Consider the following 20416-nt stretch of genomic DNA (forward strand, 5'->3'; position numbering starts at 1 on the left):
CAGGGAATAGGCTGCGGAAATGCCCCTCAGGTTCGCTCTGCGCGTGACGGCCGCATTCGTGACCTGTGCCGTCGTGGTCTCGTTGGCGCCGCCGGCCTTTGCTGACCTGCTCGACCCGATCCCCGGCAACGGTGTATTCGTCGTCGGGCCTGACATTGCACCGGGCCTCTACCGAACGGCCGGTTCGGCTTCGACCTTTGGGGTCTGGATCAACAATGTGCCGACCCAGGACTCGATGTGCGCGTGGTTTACCTACAGCACGCCCGATGCGAACAAGGAGCATGTGCTGCAGACGAATATCTCTGTCGGCCCGATGTTCGCGAACATCAACACGTCGGTGAAGGCGTTCGAGTCGCAGAACTGTCAACCCTGGACGCGGGTGCCTTAAGGCGCGCGATCCGCTTCGGCCAGCATCTCGCGCAATCGATGGATGTCGACCTTGCCGGTGCCGCCGCGTGGCACGCCGTCGTCGGAATCCAGCAACAGCCACACCGTCGGCACCTTGAAGGCGCTCAACACCGTCCGCGCCGAGTCACGCAACTGCTCGGCGGTCAACGCGCGCGTGCCACACACCACCGCCGCGCCCACCCGTTCACCCGCGGCGCCCGGCACATGGGTGACGAAGGCGTTGTCGATGCCGTCGACCGTGCGTAGCGCGCGCTCGACCTCGCTGGGGTAGACCGTCGCGCCGCTGACTTTGAACATGTCGTCGGATCGCCCGTGATAGAACAGGAATCCGTCCTCGTCGAGGTGGCCGAGGTCGCCGGTCGGATGGAAGCCGTCGGTGGTGAACAGCTCTTCGCGGCTGCGACCGCAAATGCCGCGCAATGTATGCGGTCCGCGGATCTGGATCATGCCGGCGGTTCCCGCCGCGACGGGCTCGCCGCTGTCGACGTCGACGATGCGAACTTCCATGCCTGCGAACGGTTTTCCGCAGCTGCCCCACGCCGTTGCGGGCATGTCGGTATCCGCGGGGTAGCCGCAGTACGGCCCGAATGCCTCGGTCATGCCGAACAGGGTGGCCCGGGCCCCGGGCCGGGCCCGTTGCTCGGGCGGCAACAGGGCATCCAGGCTGCCCGGTCGCAGCGCCGAGAGGTCGACGCCGGTCGAGCCCGCGTGCCGGGCCAGTGCCTCGGCCTGATCGGGCCAGCCGCGAAACAGGGTGACCCGTTCGCGTTCCAGCAGGCGCAAAGTCGTTTCGGGCCGCGGGATTTCCTCGGTCACCAGGGTGGCCCCGGCCAGCAGGGCGGACAGTATTCCGCTGCCGAAACCGCCGACCCAGAAGAACGGCATCGGCAGGTACAGCCGGGTTCCGGAGGTGATGCAACGCGCCGCAAGCCCCGACTGCACGGCGCCCAACGCGTTGCCGTGGGAGTGCACGACCCCCTTGGGTGTTCCGCTGCTGCCGGAGGTGAACATGATGACCAACGGGTCGGCGGCGGTGACCGTTGCGGTCATGGCGTCGATGATCTGCCGGGCTTGTTCACTCGCCGTGGCGTCATCGAGCTGTCCGATCGACCAAACCTGCCGTAGCGCGGGCAGTTCGGATTGCGGCACCGCCTGGAGGTCGTCGAGATAGCGATGGCCGCGGAATTCCTCGACGCTCACCAGAAACTGCACGGCCGCGACGCGCAGCTGCGCGACGAGTTCGCCGGCTTTCAGCAGCGTGCTCAACGGAACCAACACGGCGCCAATGCGGGTCAGTGCGATGGCGACCTGGACCCAGCGGGTGCTGTTGGGCATGATCAATCCGATCCGGGTGCCCTTGCCAACGCCGGCTTCGACGAATGCCGCGGCCAAATCGCGTGTGGTCGAATCGAGTTCGCGGTAGCTGACCCGAGACGTGGGATCGATCACCATCGGTGTGTCCCCGTCGTGGTCGGCCCGCAACCGCACCAGCTGGTCGATGGTGCTAGGCATCGAAAAGCTTCCTCAGCCGCCGGGTGTCGACCTTGCCGCTGGACATCAGCGGTATATCTGCGCGAGGCAGGGTGATGAACCGCTTGGGGATCTTGTACGCGGACAGTTCGGATTTGAGTCGTTCGCTCAACGCAGCGTCGTCGAATGCTGCGGCGCCGTCCGTGGAGACCACAACCGCGGCGACGAGTTGCCCGCGGCGCGGGTCGGGCAGGCCGATGACGTACGCCGGCGCTCCGCCGGTGACCTTGGTGATGGCCTTCTCCACTTCGGCGGCCGAGACATTGGCCCCGGCCGTTTTGATCATCGCGCTCAGCCGCCCGACGAAATAGACGAATCCGTCGGCATCCGTGCGCACCAAATCTCCGGTGTGCAACCAGCCGTCGGCGTCGAAGCACTCTTCCCGCGCACGCTTGTAATAGCCCTGCATCACATACGGTCCGCGGATGCAGAGTTCGCCAACCTCTCCGACGGCGACGCTTTCCATCGTGTCGGGGTCGATCAGCATCGTCTCGAATCCGGGTGCGGGCTTGCCGTACGACCCGCGCCGCGCCTCGGGCTGGTCGGACTCATCCTCGGCGATCAGCACGACGCTGCCGGCCTCGGTCATGCCAAGCATGTTGTGCCGCAACTCCGGATCGGCAGGTCTCGCCTCGGCGGCCATGATCGGGTAGAGGTTGCCGCGCCGCATCGACGACAGGTCACGCTCGGCGTAGCTCGGCTGGTCGGCCAGGTGAGCGACCCCGGCCGCGAATCCATTTGTCATGGTTGGCTTTTCGGCTTCCAGTAAGTCGAGTGTTGCTCCGGGGTCGGCGGCGTTCGAGCACACCAAGGTCGATCCGGCGACCAGGGTGGCGAGCAGGCCGAACGCGAAGCCGCCGATCCAGAAGAACGGCGAATTGCAGAACAGCTTGTCCGCGGCGGTCAAGCCGCGAATCGTGTTGAGGTTCTGTTGATGTCCGAGTAGCGCGGCATGCGTGTGCACCACACCTTTGGGAGTGGAGGTGGACCCCGACGTGTAGACGATCGCCAGAAGATCGCAGCCGTAGACATCGGCCTCCATCGCGCGCAGGAGTGCGGGGTCGACGGTTGCGGCTCGCCGGTACACCGTCTCGTGAGTGATTGCGACGTGACGCAGTTGAGGGGCGGTGGGCGAAAACAGCCGGGGCTTGAGATCGGCGCCCAAGAGAACCTCGGTCAGGCGTTGCACATAGTCGTGGGAGCGGAAAGACTGAGCGGTCAACAGGATTTCGACATCGCTGTCGACTAGCTGCTCGCGCATCTCACGAGCGGTGACGAAGGTCGAAAACGGGACCACCGCAGCGCCGATTCGCGCGGCAGCCAGCATTGCTACGACGAACTCGGGGCCGTTGGGGTAGAGCAGTCCGACCTTGGTCCCCTTGCCCGCGCCGAGGGCGATCAACCCGCGGGCGAGCTCCGCCGACCGGACGTCGGCTTCGGCGTAGCTGATCCGCTCGGCGTCGCAGACCAGCAGCGGGTGGTCGACGCGGGTGCGGGCTTGCTGTCGCAGGACTTCGGCGACGGTGGAATCACCGGGCATGGTCGTGCGGTGCCGCGGATTCGTCGAAGAAGCGCCGGATCTCGCTCAGGTCGGCCTTACCCGACGCTGTGCGCGGGATCGTGCCGACGATCGCGATCTCGGTGGGAATCTCGTAGCGGGCCAGTCGTGTTCGCAGATACTCCACCAACGTGTCGGTATCGGCGGCGGCGGGCTCGCGCAGTTCTACCATCGCGACCGGCGTTTCGCCCAGGCGGACGTCGGGTCGTCCGATCACGGCCGCGCCCGCCACCGCGGGGTGGCCCTCCAGTGCGACGCGCACATCGTCGGGCATCACCTTGAACCCGCCGCGGATGATCGCCTGGTCGGCCCGCCCGACTATCCAGAGGAAGCCGTCCGCGTCGATGCGCGCCAAATCCGTGGTCCGCATCCACTGCGCCGATCGCCCCAGCTGTCCGGGCTTGACCTCCAGCAGCCCGACTCGGTCCACGTCGAGCGGCGTGCCGGCGTCGTCCACCACCCGCAGCTGCGCGCCGGGGTTGGCCCGCCCGACGCTACCGCGTTTGGCGGTCCAGTAGCTCTGGTAGTCGGCCAGGGTCCAGCCGGCCACACCGCCGCCGAATTCGGTTGCGGCATAAGAGGTTAGTACGGGTATGCCGTACTTCTCGGTGAACGCGTCCGCGTCGTCGGCGGACAGCGGGGCGGTGCCACAGGTGACCGCGCGGACGCTGTCCAGATCGGTTCTCGACAGCTCGGAGTGCAACACCGTGCGCAACGCGGCCGGCACCAGCGATACCGCGCGGGGCCGGTGTGTGCGCACCGCCCGCGCCCACGCGTTGAGCTCGAAGCGTTCCAGCAGCACAAAGGATCTCGCCTCGGCGACACACTGCAGCACCCGGAAGACACCACCGATGTGCACCAGCGGCGAGTTCATGATCGCGACCCCGCGTCGCAGCTCCTGAGGCGGCATTGCGTGCTCGGGGTCCGGCCCCATCACGCTGCGCGCCAGCATGTCGTAGCTGAGGTCGATTCGCTTGGGCGGACCGGTCGTTCCGCTGGTCAGCATCCGCACCGCGACTTCGGCTGCGGCGCTGCCCCCGTCGCGGCGCGACTCGCCGGGGTCATCGAGGCGCCCGGAGATCGGCATCGTCGGCGTGCCGGGGGCGACCAGCGTGGTCAAGTCGTCGGGCTCGCCGACCACCAGTGGCAGTTGCAGTGCGGCGATATCGGCCCGGGTGCGCTCGTCGCCGCGCGACGGATTGATCGTGACTACGGTCCCGCCGCCCAGTAACACCCCGAGGAACGCCGCCACCTGGCCCGGCCGGTTGCGCAGCAGCATTCCGATCGCCGGGGCGTCGCCGTAATCGGCCGTCACCGCCGCCATGTGCCGCGCCGCACCGGCGATCAGGCCCCACGACAGCCAGCGACCGTCGTATTCGATCGCGGGTGCGCTCGGCTGCAGATCCAGCACACCGGCGATGCGTTGACTCAGCGGATGTTGGCCCATCAGCGGATCTTTGGATCGCTGCGGGCGCTCCTGCCGTCGGCATCCTGCTGCGCCGCCAGTTCGGCGGTACCCAGCGGGTTACCCAGCCGGGTGTAGATCAGCCCCTGCTCCAAGGCGGCGCGGTAAGGCTTGTCCAGCGACTCCCAGATCGCCTTGACGGTGCCCTGGGTCGCAGTCGGCGGCTTGGCCGCAATCGCCGCGGCGATCTCGTGGGCGCGGTGCCACAGCTGGTCGGTCGCGACGACCTCGGACACCAACCCGATCCGCAACGCGGTATCGGCCCCGACCCGTTCGTCGTTGCCCATCAACGCGATGCGCAACGTCTCGCCCAGGCCGATGCGGCGCATCAGCCCGATCGGCTCCAGGGCGCAGACCAGGCCGGCCGAGACGTGTGAGTCGAAAAACGTCGCGTCGGTTGAGCAGATGACCACATCGGACTCGTTGATGAAGTAGAACGCACCCGCGGTGCACATGCCCTGAACGGCGCACACCACCGGCTTCCACAGCTTCTGCCACTTGGGGCTGAGCAATTCGCCGGGATCCTCGTGATTCCACACGTTTTCGGGTTGCCCGTACGGCGTCTTGATGTCCAGCCCGGCGCTGAAGGCTCGGCTGCCGGCGGCCCGCAGCACCACCGCATGCACCGACTCGTCGAGTTTGACGATGCGCCAGGCCTCGGCCATCTCCTCACACATCGTGCGATTGAACGCATTCAGCTGCTCGGGACGATTCAGCGTGATGGTGGCGACGTGGTCGTCCGCGTCAACGTCGAGGAGAATGGTTTCGAAGCGCGGGGTACTCAACGGCACTGCCAATTCGGTTTGCGCTTTTCCACAAAGGCTTTGGGGCCTTCGGCCGCATCCTCGGTGCGCAGCACCCGCTCGCGGAAGGTTTCGGCCATGATCTCGGCCTCGTGCAGCGGCACGTTCAGGCCTTTGAGAATCGCGAGCCGGGTGCCCCGGACCGCCAGCGGCGCATTGGAGTTGACGATGTCGGCGATCTCGCGGGCCCGGTCCAGCAGGCGGTCGTGCTCGACGACCTCACTGATCAGTCCGAGTTGGTAGGCGCGCTCGGCGCTCATCCGTTCGTGCTTGCCCATCAAGGCCATTCGCAGCGCGATCGAGCGGGGCAATACCCGGGATATCCGCACCAATTCGCGTCCGGCTACCAGCCCGATGCTGACGTGCGGGTCGAAAAAGGTCGCCTGTTCGGATGCGATGACGATGTCTGTCGTGGTGACCCAATCCATACCGGCGCCACAACAGATTCCGTTCACCGCGGTCAACACCGGCTTGGCGGTGGAGCGAAACGGGGGAGTGCCCTCCTGGGGGGCTTCCCACTGGTCGTAAGTCGACAGGTACGGCCGCTCGTAGATCACCTTGCCGTCTTCGGGGATCTCTTTGACGTCGGCACCGGTGCAGAACGCGCGACCGGTGCCGGTGACGATGGTCAGCCAGACGTTGTCGTCGTTTTCGGCCTCGTCGTAGGCGGCCCTGAGTTCGGTGATCATGTGGGGGCTCAGCGCGTTGAGGGCCTCGGGCCGATTCAACGTGATGGTGGCGGTGTGCCCGTCGACCTCGTAGTTGATGGTGTCGAACGAGTCAGCAGGCATCCATGTTCCCTTCATACCGGTGCAACCGAAAGCCTATCCGGTCAGCGTCCATCGAATTTCGGCGTGCGGCGCTGCCGAAAGGCCTCCAGGCCTTCTTTGAAATCTTTTGTCCGACAGGACAGTTCCAAGTTGAACAGCTCCTGCGTCATGGACTGGCTCAGCGATGCGTGCTGGCCGTAGTTCAGGGCTTGCTTGGCCAGCCCGAGCGCGACGGTTGGTCCGTCGGCGAGTCGTGCCAGCAGCTGTTCGACGGCGTCGTCGAGTTCGTCCGCGGCCTGGTGAATCAACCCCCAGTCGGCCGCGTCGGCCCCGCTAACTTTCTCGCTGAGCAGCAGCATGCGCCGGGCTCGCGCCACCCCGACCAGTCGGGGGAGCAGCCAGGTAGCACCCGAGTCCGGGCTGAATCCCCGTTCGATGAACGGCTCCCAGAACACGGCATCGGTCGCGGCCACGGTGAAGTCGGCGGCCAGCGCAAGATTGCAGCCCATCCCCACCGCCCAGCCCCGCACGGTGCACACCACCGGGAGCTGGATGGTCTGCACGAGCTCGATCAATCGATGAGCGGCGTGCGGAATCCGGCGTACCAGATCACCGGTGCGCGGCCGTTGTCCACTGCCACTGTTGGTGGCGACCCAGTCGGCGCCCGCGCAGAAGTCTTCGCCGGCGCCGCGCAGGTGAATCGCGCGTAGCGAGTCGTCGGCGGCGGCCTCGGTCAGCGCGCGGACCAACGTGTCGATCATCAAGTGGGTCAACGAATTACGCCGCTGGGGGCGATCGAGTGTGAGCCGCAGAATCGCGCCATCCCGGCGTGCTGTCACCGACCCCTCGGCGTCGGCCGCATCGGCGTCGTGACTCACCGTCGGATCCGGCCTTTCTCAGCGATACAGTTACCCATACAGTAGGCAATGCGATTGATACGCTGTATAAGTTATCAAGGAAACGCTGCCGACGGAACAACCGGGTGAAACCCGTGGAAGAGGGTCGCATGCCCGAGGGGACACCGGTACGCGCCGATGACGCGAAATTCGGCGAGATGCCCCTTGCTCAGACCGTCGCGGCGGCCGGCGCGCTGCGGCGGCTGAGCTCACTGCTGCTCTCGCTGGAACATCCGCACCCGACGGTCGATGCCATGCTGGCGAAGTTCGACGAATGGGAAGCCGAGCTGGCGTCCGCCGCCCCGCGGGACAACGCTCCCCGGATCGGCGAGGTCGACGACGATCCGCGCCGGGTTTACCTCAACCACGCGACCGACATCGGCGCCTACAACCCGTCCTTTCCCGAATACTCCTTCGATTACCTCGACGCGGAGGCGGCCGAAGGTCGCGTCGTCTTCCCACTCGTCTACGAAGGACCGCCGGGGCTGGTACACGGCGGCTTTCTGTCCGTGTTTTTCGATTGCGTGATTCAGCATCACAGTTGCGTTATGGGGCTGTCCGGCAAGACGCGATCGCTGCACGTGACCTTCCGCCGGCCCACGCCACTGCTTACCGAGCTGCGTTTCGACATTGTCCGGTCGCAGGTCGAGCGCGGCATCGCGTCGACGGCGCGGCTGCTGCTCGGCGACGAGGTGCTGTGCATCGGCGAGATCAACACCCTGGCATCACAGCCGGACAAGCTGACCGGATACCGATTCGGTAGGCGGCGAAAGGAATCCGCGACATGACTGCCTCGAACGACGACCGGGTGCTTTTCGAGGTCGATCCCGGCAAGAGAATCGCGACGATCACGCTGAACAATCCCAAGCAGCGCAACTCCTACGACGCCGCGATGCGCGAGGCCGTCGGCCGCTGTTTGGATCAGGTGGCCGAAGACGACGATCTGACTGTGGTGCTGCTGCGCGGAGCCGAGGGCGTCTTTTCCACCGGGGCCGACATGAACAACGCATACGGCTGGTATGGCGACAAGTCCAAGGCGCCCGACGACGCGGCCAAGCGACGTCCGAGTCAGCGCCGACGACTTACCGTGGACCGCAAGTCATTTAGCTTCTACCACAACTTCATGGGCTTCCCGAAGGTGACGGTGGGAGAGATCTCCGGGTACGCCCTGGGCGGCGGCTTCGAGATGGCGCTGATGACCGACATCTCCGTGATCGCGCGCGACACGAAGATCGGCATGCCGGCGACGCGCTTCCTGGGGCCCGCGCTGGGCAGCCTGCACATGTTCTTCCATCGGTTGGGACCGGTGCTGGCCCGCCGCCTGCTGCTGACCGGTGACGTCATCGAAGCGGGCGAACTCGAAAATCTCGGAATCTTCACCGACACATGCGATCCCGGTGCGGTGACCGCGCGCGCCCGGTACTGGGCCGAGAAGGCGGCGAAGATGCCGGCCGACGGGGTTGTGATCGCCAAGGAAGCATTCCGCCTCGTCGAGCAGAGCCAGGCCTACAACGGTGAGGAAGTCGCGAGCTATCTCTTCCACGCCTACGGCACCAACCTGCAGTTCGGACCAGACGAATTCAACTTCGTCAAAACCCGGGCCCAGCACGGCACCAAGGAAGCGTTCCGGCTGCGCGACGAGCACTTTCACGTACCGGAACCCGAAGCGTAGTAACGAGATTCGGGCCTAGCGGTCCGCGGTAGCCTTGGCCCGCGCTCGCGGAGTGGCCGACTTCGTCGCCTTGCGCGGGCGCGACGTCGTCGACTTGGCGGCGTTCGATCCCTCGATCAACTGGGTGGCGTGGTCCAGGATGCAGGTCAGGCCGTACTCGAAATTGGTTTCGTCCGGCGCGCCGATCCGGTGACCGATCCTGGTCACCTGGGCGAGCAGCGGAGTCTTTTCGGGGTCGATGGAAACGGCATCCTCGATGGCGCGCGGACCGAGGTCGGAGGACTGGTTCTTTTCGTAGAGCCGCTGCAAAACCACCGAGCCGCGGACGTGGACCGAAACCGCCGAATACGTGTCAAACGCGTCTTCGGGCGTGAGGCCGGCCTCGACCAGATTGGAGATCGCCTTCTCCATCTCGAGTGCGCCCAGTCGGGCCGCCTTGGGACTCAGTGCGGCGCGAATCAAAATCAGGTCGCACAGAATTGGGTTGCCCATGAACGTCTTACGCATCGAGCGCGCGTGGTTGCGCAGGGTCTCCCGCCAATCGCTGGCTTCGACATAGGGGGTGGCGAACACGTACTTGCTCAAGGCGCGGTCGGTCATCGCGTTGAGCAAGTCGTCTTTCTTGCGGAAATACCAGTAGATGCTGGTAACGCCGACGCCGAGGTGTTTGCCGAGCAGCGGCATGCTCAAGTTGTCGATCGACACTTGCTCCGCGAGTTCGAATGCGCCGCTGATGATGTCGTCAGGGTTGATGGACCCGCGTTCGCGTCGTTGACGCTTATCAGCGGTTGCCTGCTTTGCCACTACGGGCACCTCCATCAAAATGTATCCTGCGCGTACGGTCTGCAACCGTGCCGCCGATTGCATCAAATCTACCGGCAGATGTGCTCCCACCTGCGTATATGTAGGCGTGTCGCCATTCGGGTATGACGGTCAACCGGGCTCTCGCACGCTTTTCCATCTGCTACTGTAATCCCTATCGTAGGCTTTTTGGTATATGAAGCTGGACGGGCAAAGATGACCGGACGCAAGCCATTGGCTGACCTACCGCATGCGCGGCGGATACCGCGATGGATCTAGGCCTGACGAATGCGACAGCAGTAGTTGTCGGCGGTAGCCGCGGCATGGGCTTGGCGGCGTCGCGTTGCCTCGCCGAGGACGGCGCCCGGGTGGCGCTGGTCGGCCGGACGCAAGCCTCCCTCGATAGCGCGCTGGCCGATCTGATCGACCGTGGCAGTCCGGATGCCGTGGGATTCGCGGCCGATATCGGTGATGCCGCGGAGGTCGACAAGGTATTCGCCGAGGTTTCCGCCCGGTGGAACGGCGAACTCAACGTGCTGATCAATACGATCGGGCCGGGAGCGGCGGGCAGCTTTGAAGATCTGACCGACGACCAGTGGCGTGAGTCCGTCGAAGACGGCGTGCTGGGGATGGTGCGCTGTGTGCGTTCGGCGCTTCCGCTGTTGCGCAAGGCCCAGTGGGCGCGGGTCGTCAACTTTTCGGCGCATTCGACACAGCGGCAAAGCGTCATGCTGCCCGCCTACACCGCGGCCAAGTCGATGCTGACGAGCGTCTCTAAAAACCTGTCGTTGTCGCTCGCCAAAGACGAGATCTTGGTGAATGTGGTGTCACCGGGCAGCATCGCGTCCGAGTCGCTGATCGGCTGGGCCGACTCGGTCGGTGTGGATGGCAACGACCCCTATCGCCTGATGGAGGCCATCGACAAGCACTTTGGGCATCCGGCGCACATGCCGCGCGCCGGCCTGCCGGAAGAGATCGGGCCCGTCGTCGCGTTCCTCGCGTCGCGGCGTAACTCCTACATGACCGGCGCCAACATCAACGTCGACGGTGGTTCAGACTTCACCTGACCTTAAATCGCTTGGCCGACAAAAGGAGTGGATTGTGGCTACAGCTGCTGAGGCGCGCGGGTGGGCGCGCGGAGCGTTGCGGGGAATCGGCGATTCGCTCTACACGCCGTTCTGCGGGACCGACGGCGACGACATCGACTGGGACGCCTACCGGACGCTGGTGCGCTACTGCGTCGGCGATCTCGGCCACCCAATGTTGTGGTGCACCAGTGGAATCGCCGAGTTCTGGTCGCTGACCATAGACGAGCGCAAGCGCTTGCTGGAGGTGGCGGTCGAGGAAGCGCGCCGCATCAATCCAGACGTGGTGGTGCAGGCCTGTACGGCGGCGATGTCGGCGAAGGACTGCGTCGATCTGACCCTGCACGCCCAGGAGGCGGGCGCCGATATCGCCTACATCCAAACGCCGATGATGGAGGCCCACGGTGGCGACGGCGTGCTGCGCTTTTTCAAATACGTGGCCGCGCGCACGGATATCGCCCTGGGCATGTTCAATTCCCCGTCCTCGGGCTACGTGTTGACCCCGGTCGAAAGCGCCCGGATTTACGACGAGGTGCCCGCGGTGTGCGCCACCAAGGAGGGCGCCTTCCGCCCGGAGGCCAGCCGGCGGCTGCACGAATTGGCGCCCGGGCTGGCGGTGTGGGAATGCGACAGGACGGTGTACCGCGCCGGGTGGTTGCGGGCGGGAATCGTCTGCCCGGCCCAATTAGGCACCGCTGGTTACCTTTTCGAGACGCCGCAACGGCGGCAGTTCTCCGAGTATTGGGACCTGATACTCAACGACAAGCTGCTCGAGGCGATGGACTACGGGCGGGAATCCGGGATGGACCAATTCGATCTGGACATCGGGTCGTGGTGGACCTGCTACCCGGGTCGCTCGGACTACTTCACCCATTGGGGTGCTGCGTTCAAATACGCCGCCTCGGTATTGGGCTTGCCGATCGGTGCCTACCCGCATTCCCGTCCTCCGCAGGCAGAGCTGCCGGCCGAGGCCAAAGCTCAAATCGAAACGGCATATCGCCGGCTCGGGCTCGTCGATTCGTAACGGGCGCCCAAAACCCTTGTGCTGCAAGCCTATGCGAGGGCCCGACCACCACTAGGGTGGCCGGGCCCTCGCAGCTGCCGTTCGGCTAATTCTGTTCGGCGCGCTCGCGTGCCTCGTGAATTTTCGCTTCGGCACGAGCTTTGTCGGCCTCAGCCTCTTTCTTCACGACATTGCGCAGCGCATCTGCCTTGTCCTGCTGCGCCTGACCCTCACGGATCCAGTCGTTGCGCCCCGCGACAGTGCCGACAACTTCCTTGGCCTTACCCACAACGTCGTCCACGACGCCCTTGATGATGTCAACCATTGGCGTTCCCTCCTCCTGCCTAGTGGGTGCCTCTCTGCCTCTTCCCGATCACCCGATTGCGGAAACCACGATCCGGACGTGGCGCTCGCCACGGCCTCAGCGCGCATGCCCGTTGGCGGCCGCGTTTGCCGAGGTGGTAGCCGCCGGCGGGGTCGCTTCGGCAGCCCCGCGCGCAGGTTCGTCGTCCTGGGCTCGGCGCCGTCGCGCCCACAAGACGAGCGCGATCAGGACACCCACCGGTCCCAACGCAAGCAGAAATTGCGCACCTGCCAGCGTCGCCTCGACCTTCAGCACCGCTGACCGCGCCTGCTTGAGGCGATGCACAACGGCTTTTGCTGTCGACTTCACTACCGATCCCCTCAGCTGCCGGATATTGGCGTCCTGTTGCCGGTAACCCGGAGAGTCGCCATCCCAAACCCGGGGCGCGAATTCATTGCTGGGATTTCGGCTGTCCGTTGCCCCCGCGGATGGCGGTTCAGCGTTCCGAAATTCGCTGTTTGGCGTGGGTTCGCGGGGCCGCGGGGACAGTTGTGGAATGCAGTACCGATAGGTATACAGTATGGGTACAAAGCCCAGCGAATCCCGTAGTCAAAAGCATGAGGAGGTGCCGCGGAAGATGTCCGGCAGCAACGGTGCCTCCCAGGACTCTCAAGCCGACGATGCGGTGCTCTACGAGGCCACGGACGGCGGCGTGGCCATCCTGACGTTCAATCGGCCGGATCGGCTCAATGCGTGGGGTCCCGACATCGCGGCCGGGTTCTACGCCGGCATCGACCGCGCCGAATCCGATCCCGCTATCCGGGTGATCGTGGTGACCGGTCGGGGCAGGGGGTTCTGCGCCGGTGCGTATTTGGGTGCGCCGGGCGGGGCGGCCAAGGTCGGCGAATCGATGGAGAAGGCCGGTCAGACGAATCTGGCCGACCTGGTCGGCGAACGGCCGCCGCATTTTGTGACCACGCTGCGCAAGCCCGTCATCGCCGCCATCAACGGTGCGTGCGTCGGCATCGGCCTGACCCAGGCGCTGATGTGCGACGTCCGGTTCGCCGCCGCCGGGGCCAAGTTCGGCGCCGTGTTCGCTCGCCGGGGCCTGATCGCCGAATTCGGCATCTCCTGGATCCTTCCTCGTCTGACCAGCATGGGAATCGCGCTCGATCTGCTGCTGAGCGCACGCACCTTTCTTGCCGAGGAGGCCGCCGAGCTGGGCCTGGTCAAAGAGGTAGTGGCGGCCGACGACCTGATGAAGCGGGCCCTGGAGTACGCCGAGGACATGGCCGCCAAGTGCTCGCCGGCATCGATGGCGGTGATCAAGCGGCAGGTCTACGGCGACGACACCCGCGATGTCGAGGACGCGAACACCCGCTCCGAAGTCCTGGTGCACGAGGCGATGTCGCGGCCGGACGTCATCGAAGGAATCACCAGCTTCCTCGAGAAGCGGCCCCCCCAGTTTCCGTCGCTGCGCCCAACAGACGCTTAGCACCTCCGAAGGGATGATCATGAATAGCTTGAGCTACAAGGCGATTGACGTCGACAACCACTACTACGAGCCGCTGGACTCTTTCACCCGGCACCTCGACAAGGCGTTCAAGACCCGCGGCGTGCAGATGGTCAGCCAAGGTAAGCGCACCTTGGCGGTGATCGGGGGCCGCGTCAACAACTTCGTCCCCAATCCCACCTTCGACCCGATCATCGTGCCGGGCTGCCTGGATCTGTTGTTCCGCGGCGAGATTCCCGAAGGCGTCGATCCCGCGTCGCTGATGAAGGTCGAGCGGATGGCCGACCACCCCGAATACCAGAACCGCGACGCGCGCATCGCGGTGATGGATACCCAGGACATCGAAACCGTGTTCATGCTCCCTACATTCGGGTGCGGCGTCGAGGAGGCACTCAAGCACGACATCGACGCGACGATGGCGTCGGTGCACGCCTTCAACCTGTGGCTCGACGAGGACTGGGGTTTCGACCGGCCCGACCACCGGATCATCGGCGCGCCGATCATCTCGCTGGCCGATCCGGCCAAGGCGCTCGAAGAGGTGGAGTTCGTGTTGGCCCGCGGTGCCAAGCTGGTGTTGGTGCGGCCCGCGCCGGTACCTGGCGCGGTCAAGCCCCGGTCGCTGGGTGATCGCAGCCACGACCCGGTCTGGGCCCGGCTGGCCGAGGCGGGAGTGCCGGTGGGATTCCACCTGTCCGACAGCGGTTACCTGCACATCGCGGCGGCGTGGGGCGGCAAGGCGACGTTCGAAGGGTTCGGCGCCAAGGATCCGCTGGATAACGTGCTCCTCGACGACCGCGCGATCCACGACACGATGGCCTCGATGATCGTGCACGGTGTGTTCACCCGCCACCCGAAACTCAAGGCGGTCAGCATCGAAAACGGTTCGTATTTCGTGCATCGGCTGGTGAAGCGCCTGAAGAAGGCGGCCAACACCCAGCCGCGTGATTTCCCCGAGGACCCGGTGGAGCAGTTACGCAACAACGTGTGGATCGCCCCGTACTACGAGGACGACCTGCCGGAGCTGGCCGAGGTCATCGGCGTCGACAAGATCCTGTTCGGCTCCGACTGGCCGCACGGCGAAGGCCTCGAGTCGCCGGTGTCGTTCACCGAGGAGCTCACCGCTTTCAACGAATCGGATATCCGAAAGATCATGCGCAACAATGCCTTAGATCTTCTGGGCGTCAAAGCCACCGTGGCAGCCTAGGCGGCCCGGCCAGTGAGTGAATGGACCGTCGGAGCGGCTTTCGACGCCATCGCCGACGTGGTCGGCGACCGCGTGATGACGGTATGCGGATCCCGCCGTAGCACCTTCGCCGAGTCGGCGAGCCGAACCAGCCGATTGGCGAACTTCCTGAACGCCAACGGCTTCGGCGCGCACCGCGAGCGCAACACCCTGAACCGCTGGGAGTGCGGTCAGGACCGGGTCGCGCTGCTGATGTACAACGACCTGTACCCGGACGCGGTGATCGCGTGTCTGAAGGCGCGCACCGTGCCGGTCAACGTGAACTACAGCTACTCGCCGCGGGAGATCGCCGATCTGCTCTCCTACGTGCGGCCGCGCGGCGTCATCTATCACCGATCGCTCGGTGCGGCGTGTGCCGAAGTGCTGCCGACCGTCGGCGCCGAGCTGCTGATCTCGATCGACGACGGCAGCGACGCCGTCGAACTCCCGGGCGCGATATCGCTGGATGATGCTCTGGCGCAAGGTGTTTCGGGAGATCCGGCGCCGGGATCACCGGACGACCTGATCATGATGTGCACCGGCGGGACCACCGGTCGTCCCAAGGGAGTCTTGTGGCGGCAAAGCGACATGTACGTGGCGTCGATGGTCGGCGCCGACCACACCAGCGTCGACGAGATCCACGCCAAGGTCCGCGGCGGCGGGCAGTCATGGTTCGCGGTCTCTCCGCTGATGCATGCCGCCGGCATGTGGACCGCCTTCTCGGCGATCATGAACGGGTTCACCGCCGTCCTCTATGACGGCCGGGGCAAGCTGGACGTGCGCTCGGTATGGCAGACCGCCGAGCGCGAACGGGTCGGCATGATGACCATGGTCGGCGACGCTTATGCCGGCCCGCTGGTCGCCGAGTTGCAGCGGGGTTCCTACGATCTGTCGTCGCTGAACGGAATCGGCACCGGTGGCGCCGCAACAAATCCGAAGTTCAAGCAGGCACTGATGGAAAAGCTGCCGCAGGTCACCATCATCGACGGGTACGGCTCGTCGGAATCCGGGAACATGGGGTTCGGACACAGTCAACGCGGTACGCAGAGTGAGACTTTCGTGCTCCGCGAGGGCGGAGCGGTGGTGTCGGAGGATCGGAGCAGGTTCTTGGCCCCCGGTGATCCCGAGATCGGCTGGGTGGCGCGCAGCGGCCGGATTCCGTTGGGCTACTTCGACGACGCCGACGCCACCGAACGCACCTTCCCGGAGATCGACGGCACGCGGGTGGTGATCCCGGGCGACCGGGCGAGTATCGAATCCGACGGCACCCTGCGTCTGTACGGCCGCGATTCGTTGGTGGTGAACACCGGCGGTGAAAAGGTTTTCGTCGAAGAGGTCGAAGAGGTGCTGCGCACGCACCCCGGTGTCGCCGACGCGTTGGTGGTGGGGCGGCCCAGTGAGCGGTGGGGCCAGGAAGTGGTCGCGCTGGTCGCGCTGCAGCCGGGCGCCGGTGTCGTCGAAGAAGCCGAGCTTGCCGCGCTGTGCAAGTCGCAGCTGGCTCACTTCAAAGCACCCAAGGCCATCATGCTGGTCGACCAGATCAAGCGACTCGGCAATGGCAAGCCAAACTATCGGTGGGCTAAACAGGCTGCCATACAACAGCTTCCGGCTACCGCACTGGCCGGTGCCGATGCGGAAGGACCCGCATGAACGACAAAGCGATTGACTGCCTGATCAACGTGCACTTCGGCGAGGCCGATTCGCAGCCCACCTGGATGCTCAAGGTCCGCGACGACTACTTCAAGGGCCCCGAGTCGATGTTCGCGCCGGTCGACCTGTCCGAGCTGCTCGACGAGATGGATGAGCAGGGCGTGCAGAAGGCGGTCCTGATGGACAACCTCGCCAGCCCGTCGACCACCGCGCGCAAGTTCGTCGAGGCCAAACCGGACCGATTCGCGCTGGCCATGGGCGGAGTCAACCTGCTGCGTCCGGTCGGGCCATTGCGCGAACTGACCGCGATCGTGCGCGATCTGCCGGTCGCGTATGCCGTAGTGGGACCGAGCTTTTGGGGCGATGGCCAATATCCGCCCAGCGATGCCGTCTACTACCCGCTGTACGCCAAGTGCGCGGAGCTGGGCCTGCCGCTGTGCGTGAACACCGGCATTCCGGGGCCGCCGATACCCGGAGAGGTACAGAACCCGATCCACCTCGACCGGGTATGCGTGCGGTTTCCCGAACTCAAGCTGTGCATGATCCACGGCGCCGATCCGTGGTGGGATGTCGCGATCCGGCTGCTGCTCAAGTACGCGAACCTTCGACTGATGACCTCGGCCTGGTCGCCCAAGCGACTGCCGGAAAGCCTGCTGCACTACATGCGCACGCGCGGTCCGAACAAGGTCATCTACGCCTCGGACTGGCCGGTGTTGCGGATGCGACGAGTGCTGCCCGAAGCCCGCGCGTTGGACCTGCCCGCCGAGGTGCTGGACAACTACCTGTACAACAACGCACAAGAGTTCTTCTTCGGCGACCGAGCCTGAGATACGACAGGAGCACAGAGATGGACCGCTTCGAGCTGCGCAGGCTGGACTACAGCCTGTCCGATCACCATGTGGATCTGCAGAATGCGTACAAGCAATTCTTCAAGACCCACTGCTCCATCGAAACGGTCCGCGCCGCAGAGCCTTCCGGGTTCGATAAGAACCTGTGGGAGCGCTTGTGCGCGATGGGTGCGACCACGATGGCGCTGCCCGAGTCCTGCGGCGGCGACGGGGCGACGCTCGTCGACCTCACCCTGGTGGCCGAGGAGATCGGGCGCTCGCTCGCGCCGGTTCCGTGGGTCGATCATGTGTGCGCGGCGCGGCTGCTGGGCCGGCTCGGCGCCGACACCGCCGGCATCGCCGACGGTGAACAGCTCGCGGGCATCGACGCGCGCATCGACAGCGCACCGGGCCTTCGTCTGATCCCGACCGGGTCGATCGCCGACCACATCATCGCCCGCGACGGCGACGAGGTGGTCCGCCTGACATTCGGGACCCGGCCGGCCAAGGTCGACAACCTGGGCCGGCTGCCGATGGCCTGGGTCGATCCGGCCAACGCCGACACCCGCACCGTCGTCGCGCAAGGTCCCGAAGCGCTGGCGAACTACGAACTCGCGCTGGATGAATGGCGACTGCTGACCGCGTCGGCTCTGGTGGGCCTGGTCGAGGAGACCATGACCATCGCGGCCGAATTCGCCAAGTCCCGTTACACATTGGGCGTCCCGATCTCAACGCTGCAGGCGATTTCGCATCCGCTGGCCAACATGGCCATCACCGTCGCGGGCGGACGCAACCTGGCCCGGCGGGCGGCCTGGTTCCTGGACAACGAGCCCGGCGAACGGGCCGAGCTGGCGCCGTCGGCGTTCGTGTTCATGGCCGAAGAGGCTGCCAAGGCGGCCACCATGGCTGTCCACATCCAAGGCGGACTTGGTGTTTCGTCTGAAGCCGCGGCGACGGCGTACCTGGTGCGCGCCCGGGGATGGCCACTGGCGGCCGGCGATCCGGGTGCCACCGCCAAGCGGGTCGCCGAGATCGTGACCGCCCGTGAGAGCGCGCCCGCGCGCGTCTAGGACAGGAGCGAAAGAATGGACTTCTCCCGGGTAGAGCTATCCGACGAGGACGAGGCTTTCCGCGAGGAACTGCGCGGCTTCTTGAAAACCCATGTGACCGAGGAAGTCCTGCGGCGCGACCGCGAGACCGGTGACAACTTCGACGAGGGCGTGCATCTGGCGCTCGGGACCGCGGGTTATCTGGCGCGCGAATGGAAGGCGGAAGCCGACGGCGGATTCACTCGCCTGCGCCGGCGCATCTACGAGCTGGAGAAGCGCCGCGCCCACGTGCCGTGGGTGACGTGGGGGACCACGGCCATGGTGGCGCGATCGGTCGAGAAGTTCGGTTCGGCCGAGCTGCAGGACGAGGTGATGCCGCGAGTCTTCAACGGCGAGGTGCGGCTTTGCCTCGGCTACACCGAACCCGAGGGCGGTTCCGACATCGCCACCTGCAAAACCCGCGCGGTGCGCGACGGAGACGGCTGGGTGGTCAACGGTTCGAAGATGTTCACCACCGGCGCGCACAACTGTCAGTACGTTTTCCTGATCACCAACACCGCCCCGGATGCGCCAAAGCACAAGAGCCTGACCATGTTCCTGGTGCCGCTGGACTCGCCGGGCATTGAGATCCAGGGCATCCGCACCGTGGACGGCGACCGGACCAACATCGTCTACTACAGCGATGTTCGCGTCGACGACAAATACCGGCTGGGCGATGTGAACGCGGGCTGGACAGTGCTTCGCGAGCCGCTCAACACCGAGCACGGCGCGGTCGCGGCCGCACCCGACGGCTTGCAGGACACCTCGATCATGATGCACCAGGCCGGTTCGATGGCCCTGGCGGTCGACAACGCCGTGACGGCCGCGACGCGGCCGGATCCCAACGGGCGCAAGCTCGTCGACGATGCCGCGGTCGCGTACCGGCTGGGCCGCAGCGTCGCCCGCTTGGAAGCGGCGTTATCGTCGCCGAACATCTACGGGCGGGTGGCCATTGCCCAGACGATGCGCGATATCTCTCCGGACCTGATGGACATCCACGGTGCGGCGTCGACCCTGCCGTACGGGGCCGACGGTGCCGCCGATGACGGCAGCGCCGAATACGTCTACCGGTTCGCGCCGTTGGTCGGAATCTACGGCGGCACCCTCGAGGTGTTCCGCAACATGATCGGCCAATACTCGCTCGGGCTGGGCAAGCCCAACTACTCACCGCCGGTCAAGAAGGTCTCCTGACATTTGGCACCGAGTGTGCACTGACGGCGGTGTGTCGCCGCCGCGGGCACGCGCTTGACTGCCTCCGCCACTTCGCACCGCGGCGTCACGTCGCACTGCGGGAATACCCCCCGGGGGATGATGGCTTATATTGGTGTGTAACAAGTGAGGGGACCGTGATGGTTGGTGACGAAGACAGTATTGCTGCGGTACTGAATCGATTGCGCCGTGCGCAGGGACAGCTGGCGGGCGTGATCTCGATGATCGAGCAGGGCCGCGATTGTAAGGACGTGGTCACGCAGCTCGCCGCGGTCTCGCGCGCGCTAGATCGCGCCGGATTCAAAATCGTCGCCACGGGTATGCGCGAATGCACAACCGGAAAAGCCGCAAAGGGCAAGAAGCCGTTGACCGAGGACGAGCTGGAGAAGCTCTTCCTCGCGCTTGCCTGACAAATCGATCGATTCTTTTTAGCGCAGCCGTGTGACGTCCAGGCGTCACACGGCTGCTTGTAGCGCCTCGGGGTGCGCAAAGTCCATCCATTGATGTGCCGACGGCGCCCCGTTCGCTTGATCTATACTATACCCCGTAGGGTATAAAGAAGTCGTGAGCCGATCGAGCGCCACGACAAGCAAGGAGGTTGACGTGCAACCG

At 65.4% G+C, this 20416-nt stretch carries 21 protein-coding genes; 12 read left to right on the forward strand and 9 right to left on the reverse strand.

Features of this window, described 5'->3' with window-relative positions:
• Positions 1–19 precede the first annotated feature (19 nt).
• On the forward strand, positions 20–388 hold the full coding sequence (locus LMQ14_RS07810; RefSeq protein ID WP_267734191.1) for a hypothetical protein: 369 nt from the start codon (positions 20–22) through the stop codon (positions 386–388).
• Here the strand turns inward: LMQ14_RS07810 and LMQ14_RS07815 are convergent.
• Genes LMQ14_RS07815 through LMQ14_RS07840 form a run of 6 tightly spaced genes read right to left on the reverse strand, consistent with a single transcriptional unit; the run spans position 385 to position 7412 of the window.
• Entirely contained in the window at positions 385–1920 is a 1536-nt protein-coding gene (locus LMQ14_RS07815) for a class I adenylate-forming enzyme family protein (RefSeq protein WP_267734192.1), read from the reverse strand. The genes LMQ14_RS07810 and LMQ14_RS07815 overlap by 4 nt on opposite strands.
• Positions 1913–3478 carry a class I adenylate-forming enzyme family protein gene (locus LMQ14_RS07820; protein ID WP_267734193.1) on the reverse strand — a complete coding sequence of 522 codons (1566 nt, stop codon included), beginning with the start codon at positions 3476–3478 and terminating at the stop codon, positions 1913–1915. Before LMQ14_RS07820 ends, LMQ14_RS07815 begins: the two co-directional genes overlap by 8 nt.
• Complete coding sequence (locus LMQ14_RS07825; protein ID WP_267734194.1) at positions 3468–4943, reverse strand: class I adenylate-forming enzyme family protein; 1476 nt, start codon at positions 4941–4943, stop codon at positions 3468–3470. The genes LMQ14_RS07820 and LMQ14_RS07825 overlap by 11 nt, the downstream gene beginning before the upstream one ends.
• Positions 4943–5752, reverse strand: coding sequence for an enoyl-CoA hydratase/isomerase family protein (locus tag LMQ14_RS07830; RefSeq protein WP_267734195.1), 810 nt, complete (start codon positions 5750–5752; stop codon positions 4943–4945). The genes LMQ14_RS07825 and LMQ14_RS07830 overlap by 1 nt, the downstream gene beginning before the upstream one ends.
• A complete protein-coding gene (locus LMQ14_RS07835; RefSeq protein ID WP_267734196.1) occupies positions 5743–6555 on the reverse strand; it encodes an enoyl-CoA hydratase/isomerase family protein in 813 nt (270 codons plus the stop codon). The genes LMQ14_RS07830 and LMQ14_RS07835 overlap by 10 nt, the downstream gene beginning before the upstream one ends.
• A 41-nt stretch (positions 6556–6596) precedes the next feature.
• Positions 6597–7412: an enoyl-CoA hydratase/isomerase family protein gene (locus LMQ14_RS07840; protein ID WP_267734197.1), complete on the reverse strand. Its 816-nt coding sequence runs from the start codon at positions 7410–7412 to the stop codon at positions 6597–6599.
• A 128-nt stretch (positions 7413–7540) separates the two neighbouring features.
• On the opposite strand from LMQ14_RS07840, the gene LMQ14_RS07845 reads away from it, so the two are divergent.
• Entirely contained in the window at positions 7541–8218 is a 678-nt protein-coding gene (locus LMQ14_RS07845; protein WP_267734198.1) for a hypothetical protein, read from the forward strand.
• A complete protein-coding gene (locus tag LMQ14_RS07850; protein WP_267734199.1) occupies positions 8215–9102 on the forward strand; it encodes an enoyl-CoA hydratase/isomerase family protein in 888 nt (295 codons plus the stop codon). Before LMQ14_RS07845 ends, LMQ14_RS07850 begins: the two co-directional genes overlap by 4 nt.
• Positions 9103–9117: 15 nt before the next feature.
• Here the strand turns inward: LMQ14_RS07850 and LMQ14_RS07855 are convergent, their stop codons facing one another.
• Entirely contained in the window at positions 9118–9921 is an 804-nt protein-coding gene (locus tag LMQ14_RS07855) for a TetR/AcrR family transcriptional regulator (protein ID WP_267734200.1), read from the reverse strand.
• A gap of 251 nt (positions 9922–10172) precedes the next feature.
• Between LMQ14_RS07855 and LMQ14_RS07860 the strand changes: the two genes are divergently transcribed.
• Positions 10173–10970 carry an SDR family NAD(P)-dependent oxidoreductase gene (locus LMQ14_RS07860; protein ID WP_267734201.1) on the forward strand — a complete coding sequence of 266 codons (798 nt, stop codon included), beginning with the start codon at positions 10173–10175 and terminating at the stop codon, positions 10968–10970.
• A 34-nt stretch (positions 10971–11004) separates the two neighbouring features.
• Positions 11005–12012, forward strand: a complete 1008-nt coding sequence (locus LMQ14_RS07865; RefSeq protein WP_267734202.1) for a dihydrodipicolinate synthase family protein — start codon at positions 11005–11007, stop codon at positions 12010–12012.
• Positions 12013–12097: 85 nt separating this feature from the next.
• On the opposite strand, the gene LMQ14_RS07870 is transcribed toward LMQ14_RS07865, so the two are convergent.
• Both LMQ14_RS07870 and LMQ14_RS07875 read right to left on the reverse strand, forming a co-directional pair.
• The gene (locus LMQ14_RS07870) at positions 12098–12316 is read right to left on the reverse strand and encodes a CsbD family protein (RefSeq protein ID WP_267734203.1); all 219 of its coding nucleotides are present in this window, start codon (positions 12314–12316) and stop codon (positions 12098–12100) included.
• Positions 12317–12412: 96 nt separating this feature from the next.
• Positions 12413–12664 (reverse strand): hypothetical protein, encoded by a 252-nt coding sequence (locus LMQ14_RS07875; RefSeq protein WP_267734204.1) that lies wholly within the window; start codon positions 12662–12664, stop codon positions 12413–12415.
• Between the two features lie 268 nt (positions 12665–12932).
• Here LMQ14_RS07875 and LMQ14_RS07880 point away from each other — a divergent pair, with 268 nt between their 5' ends.
• The 7 genes from LMQ14_RS07880 (at position 12933) to LMQ14_RS07910 (ending at position 20214) form a co-directional block, all read left to right on the forward strand.
• Positions 12933–13790, forward strand: coding sequence for an enoyl-CoA hydratase (locus LMQ14_RS07880; RefSeq protein WP_267734205.1), 858 nt, complete (start codon positions 12933–12935; stop codon positions 13788–13790).
• Positions 13791–13809: 19 nt separating this feature from the next.
• Positions 13810–15012: an amidohydrolase family protein gene (locus tag LMQ14_RS07885; protein ID WP_267734206.1), complete on the forward strand. Its 1203-nt coding sequence runs from the start codon at positions 13810–13812 to the stop codon at positions 15010–15012.
• Between the two features lie 12 nt (positions 15013–15024).
• On the forward strand, positions 15025–16680 hold the full coding sequence (locus LMQ14_RS07890; RefSeq protein ID WP_267734207.1) for an acyl-CoA synthetase: 1656 nt from the start codon (positions 15025–15027) through the stop codon (positions 16678–16680).
• Positions 16677–17507, forward strand: a complete 831-nt coding sequence (locus LMQ14_RS07895) for an amidohydrolase family protein (protein WP_267734208.1) — start codon at positions 16677–16679, stop codon at positions 17505–17507. Before LMQ14_RS07890 ends, LMQ14_RS07895 begins: the two co-directional genes overlap by 4 nt.
• A gap of 20 nt (positions 17508–17527) precedes the next feature.
• On the forward strand, positions 17528–18577 hold the full coding sequence (locus LMQ14_RS07900) for an acyl-CoA dehydrogenase family protein (protein ID WP_267734209.1): 1050 nt from the start codon (positions 17528–17530) through the stop codon (positions 18575–18577).
• 15 nt (positions 18578–18592) lie between these two features.
• Complete coding sequence (locus LMQ14_RS07905; RefSeq protein WP_267734210.1) at positions 18593–19786, forward strand: acyl-CoA dehydrogenase family protein; 1194 nt, start codon at positions 18593–18595, stop codon at positions 19784–19786.
• Between the two features lie 158 nt (positions 19787–19944).
• Positions 19945–20214, forward strand: coding sequence for a metal-sensitive transcriptional regulator (locus LMQ14_RS07910; protein WP_090604920.1), 270 nt, complete (start codon positions 19945–19947; stop codon positions 20212–20214).
• Positions 20215–20416 lie beyond the last annotated feature (202 nt).

Source organism: Mycobacterium sp. Aquia_213 (genome assembly GCF_026625985.1).
Classification (GTDB): Bacteria; Actinomycetota; Actinomycetes; order Mycobacteriales; family Mycobacteriaceae; genus Mycobacterium.

Coding starts and splice junctions, on each gene's coding strand:
- LMQ14_RS07810 (WP_267734191.1), top strand. CDS start 20: ATGCCCCTCAGGTTCGCTCTGCGCGTGACGGCCGCATTCGTGACCTGT.
- LMQ14_RS07815 (WP_267734192.1), bottom strand. CDS start 1,920: ATGCCTAGCACCATCGACCAGCTGGTGCGGTTGCGGGCCGACCACGAC.
- LMQ14_RS07820 (WP_267734193.1), bottom strand. CDS start 3,478: ATGCCCGGTGATTCCACCGTCGCCGAAGTCCTGCGACAGCAAGCCCGC.
- LMQ14_RS07825 (WP_267734194.1), bottom strand. CDS start 4,943: ATGGGCCAACATCCGCTGAGTCAACGCATCGCCGGTGTGCTGGATCTG.
- LMQ14_RS07835 (WP_267734196.1), bottom strand. CDS start 6,555: ATGCCTGCTGACTCGTTCGACACCATCAACTACGAGGTCGACGGGCAC.
- LMQ14_RS07845 (WP_267734198.1), top strand. CDS start 7,541: ATGCCCGAGGGGACACCGGTACGCGCCGATGACGCGAAATTCGGCGAG.
- LMQ14_RS07850 (WP_267734199.1), top strand. CDS start 8,215: ATGACTGCCTCGAACGACGACCGGGTGCTTTTCGAGGTCGATCCCGGC.
- LMQ14_RS07855 (WP_267734200.1), bottom strand. CDS start 9,921: ATGGAGGTGCCCGTAGTGGCAAAGCAGGCAACCGCTGATAAGCGTCAA.
- LMQ14_RS07860 (WP_267734201.1), top strand. CDS start 10,173: ATGGATCTAGGCCTGACGAATGCGACAGCAGTAGTTGTCGGCGGTAGC.
- LMQ14_RS07870 (WP_267734203.1), bottom strand. CDS start 12,316: ATGGTTGACATCATCAAGGGCGTCGTGGACGACGTTGTGGGTAAGGCC.
- LMQ14_RS07880 (WP_267734205.1), top strand. CDS start 12,933: ATGTCCGGCAGCAACGGTGCCTCCCAGGACTCTCAAGCCGACGATGCG.
- LMQ14_RS07885 (WP_267734206.1), top strand. CDS start 13,810: ATGAATAGCTTGAGCTACAAGGCGATTGACGTCGACAACCACTACTAC.
- LMQ14_RS07895 (WP_267734208.1), top strand. CDS start 16,677: ATGAACGACAAAGCGATTGACTGCCTGATCAACGTGCACTTCGGCGAG.
- LMQ14_RS07900 (WP_267734209.1), top strand. CDS start 17,528: ATGGACCGCTTCGAGCTGCGCAGGCTGGACTACAGCCTGTCCGATCAC.
- LMQ14_RS07905 (WP_267734210.1), top strand. CDS start 18,593: ATGGACTTCTCCCGGGTAGAGCTATCCGACGAGGACGAGGCTTTCCGC.
- LMQ14_RS07910 (WP_090604920.1), top strand. CDS start 19,945: ATGGTTGGTGACGAAGACAGTATTGCTGCGGTACTGAATCGATTGCGC.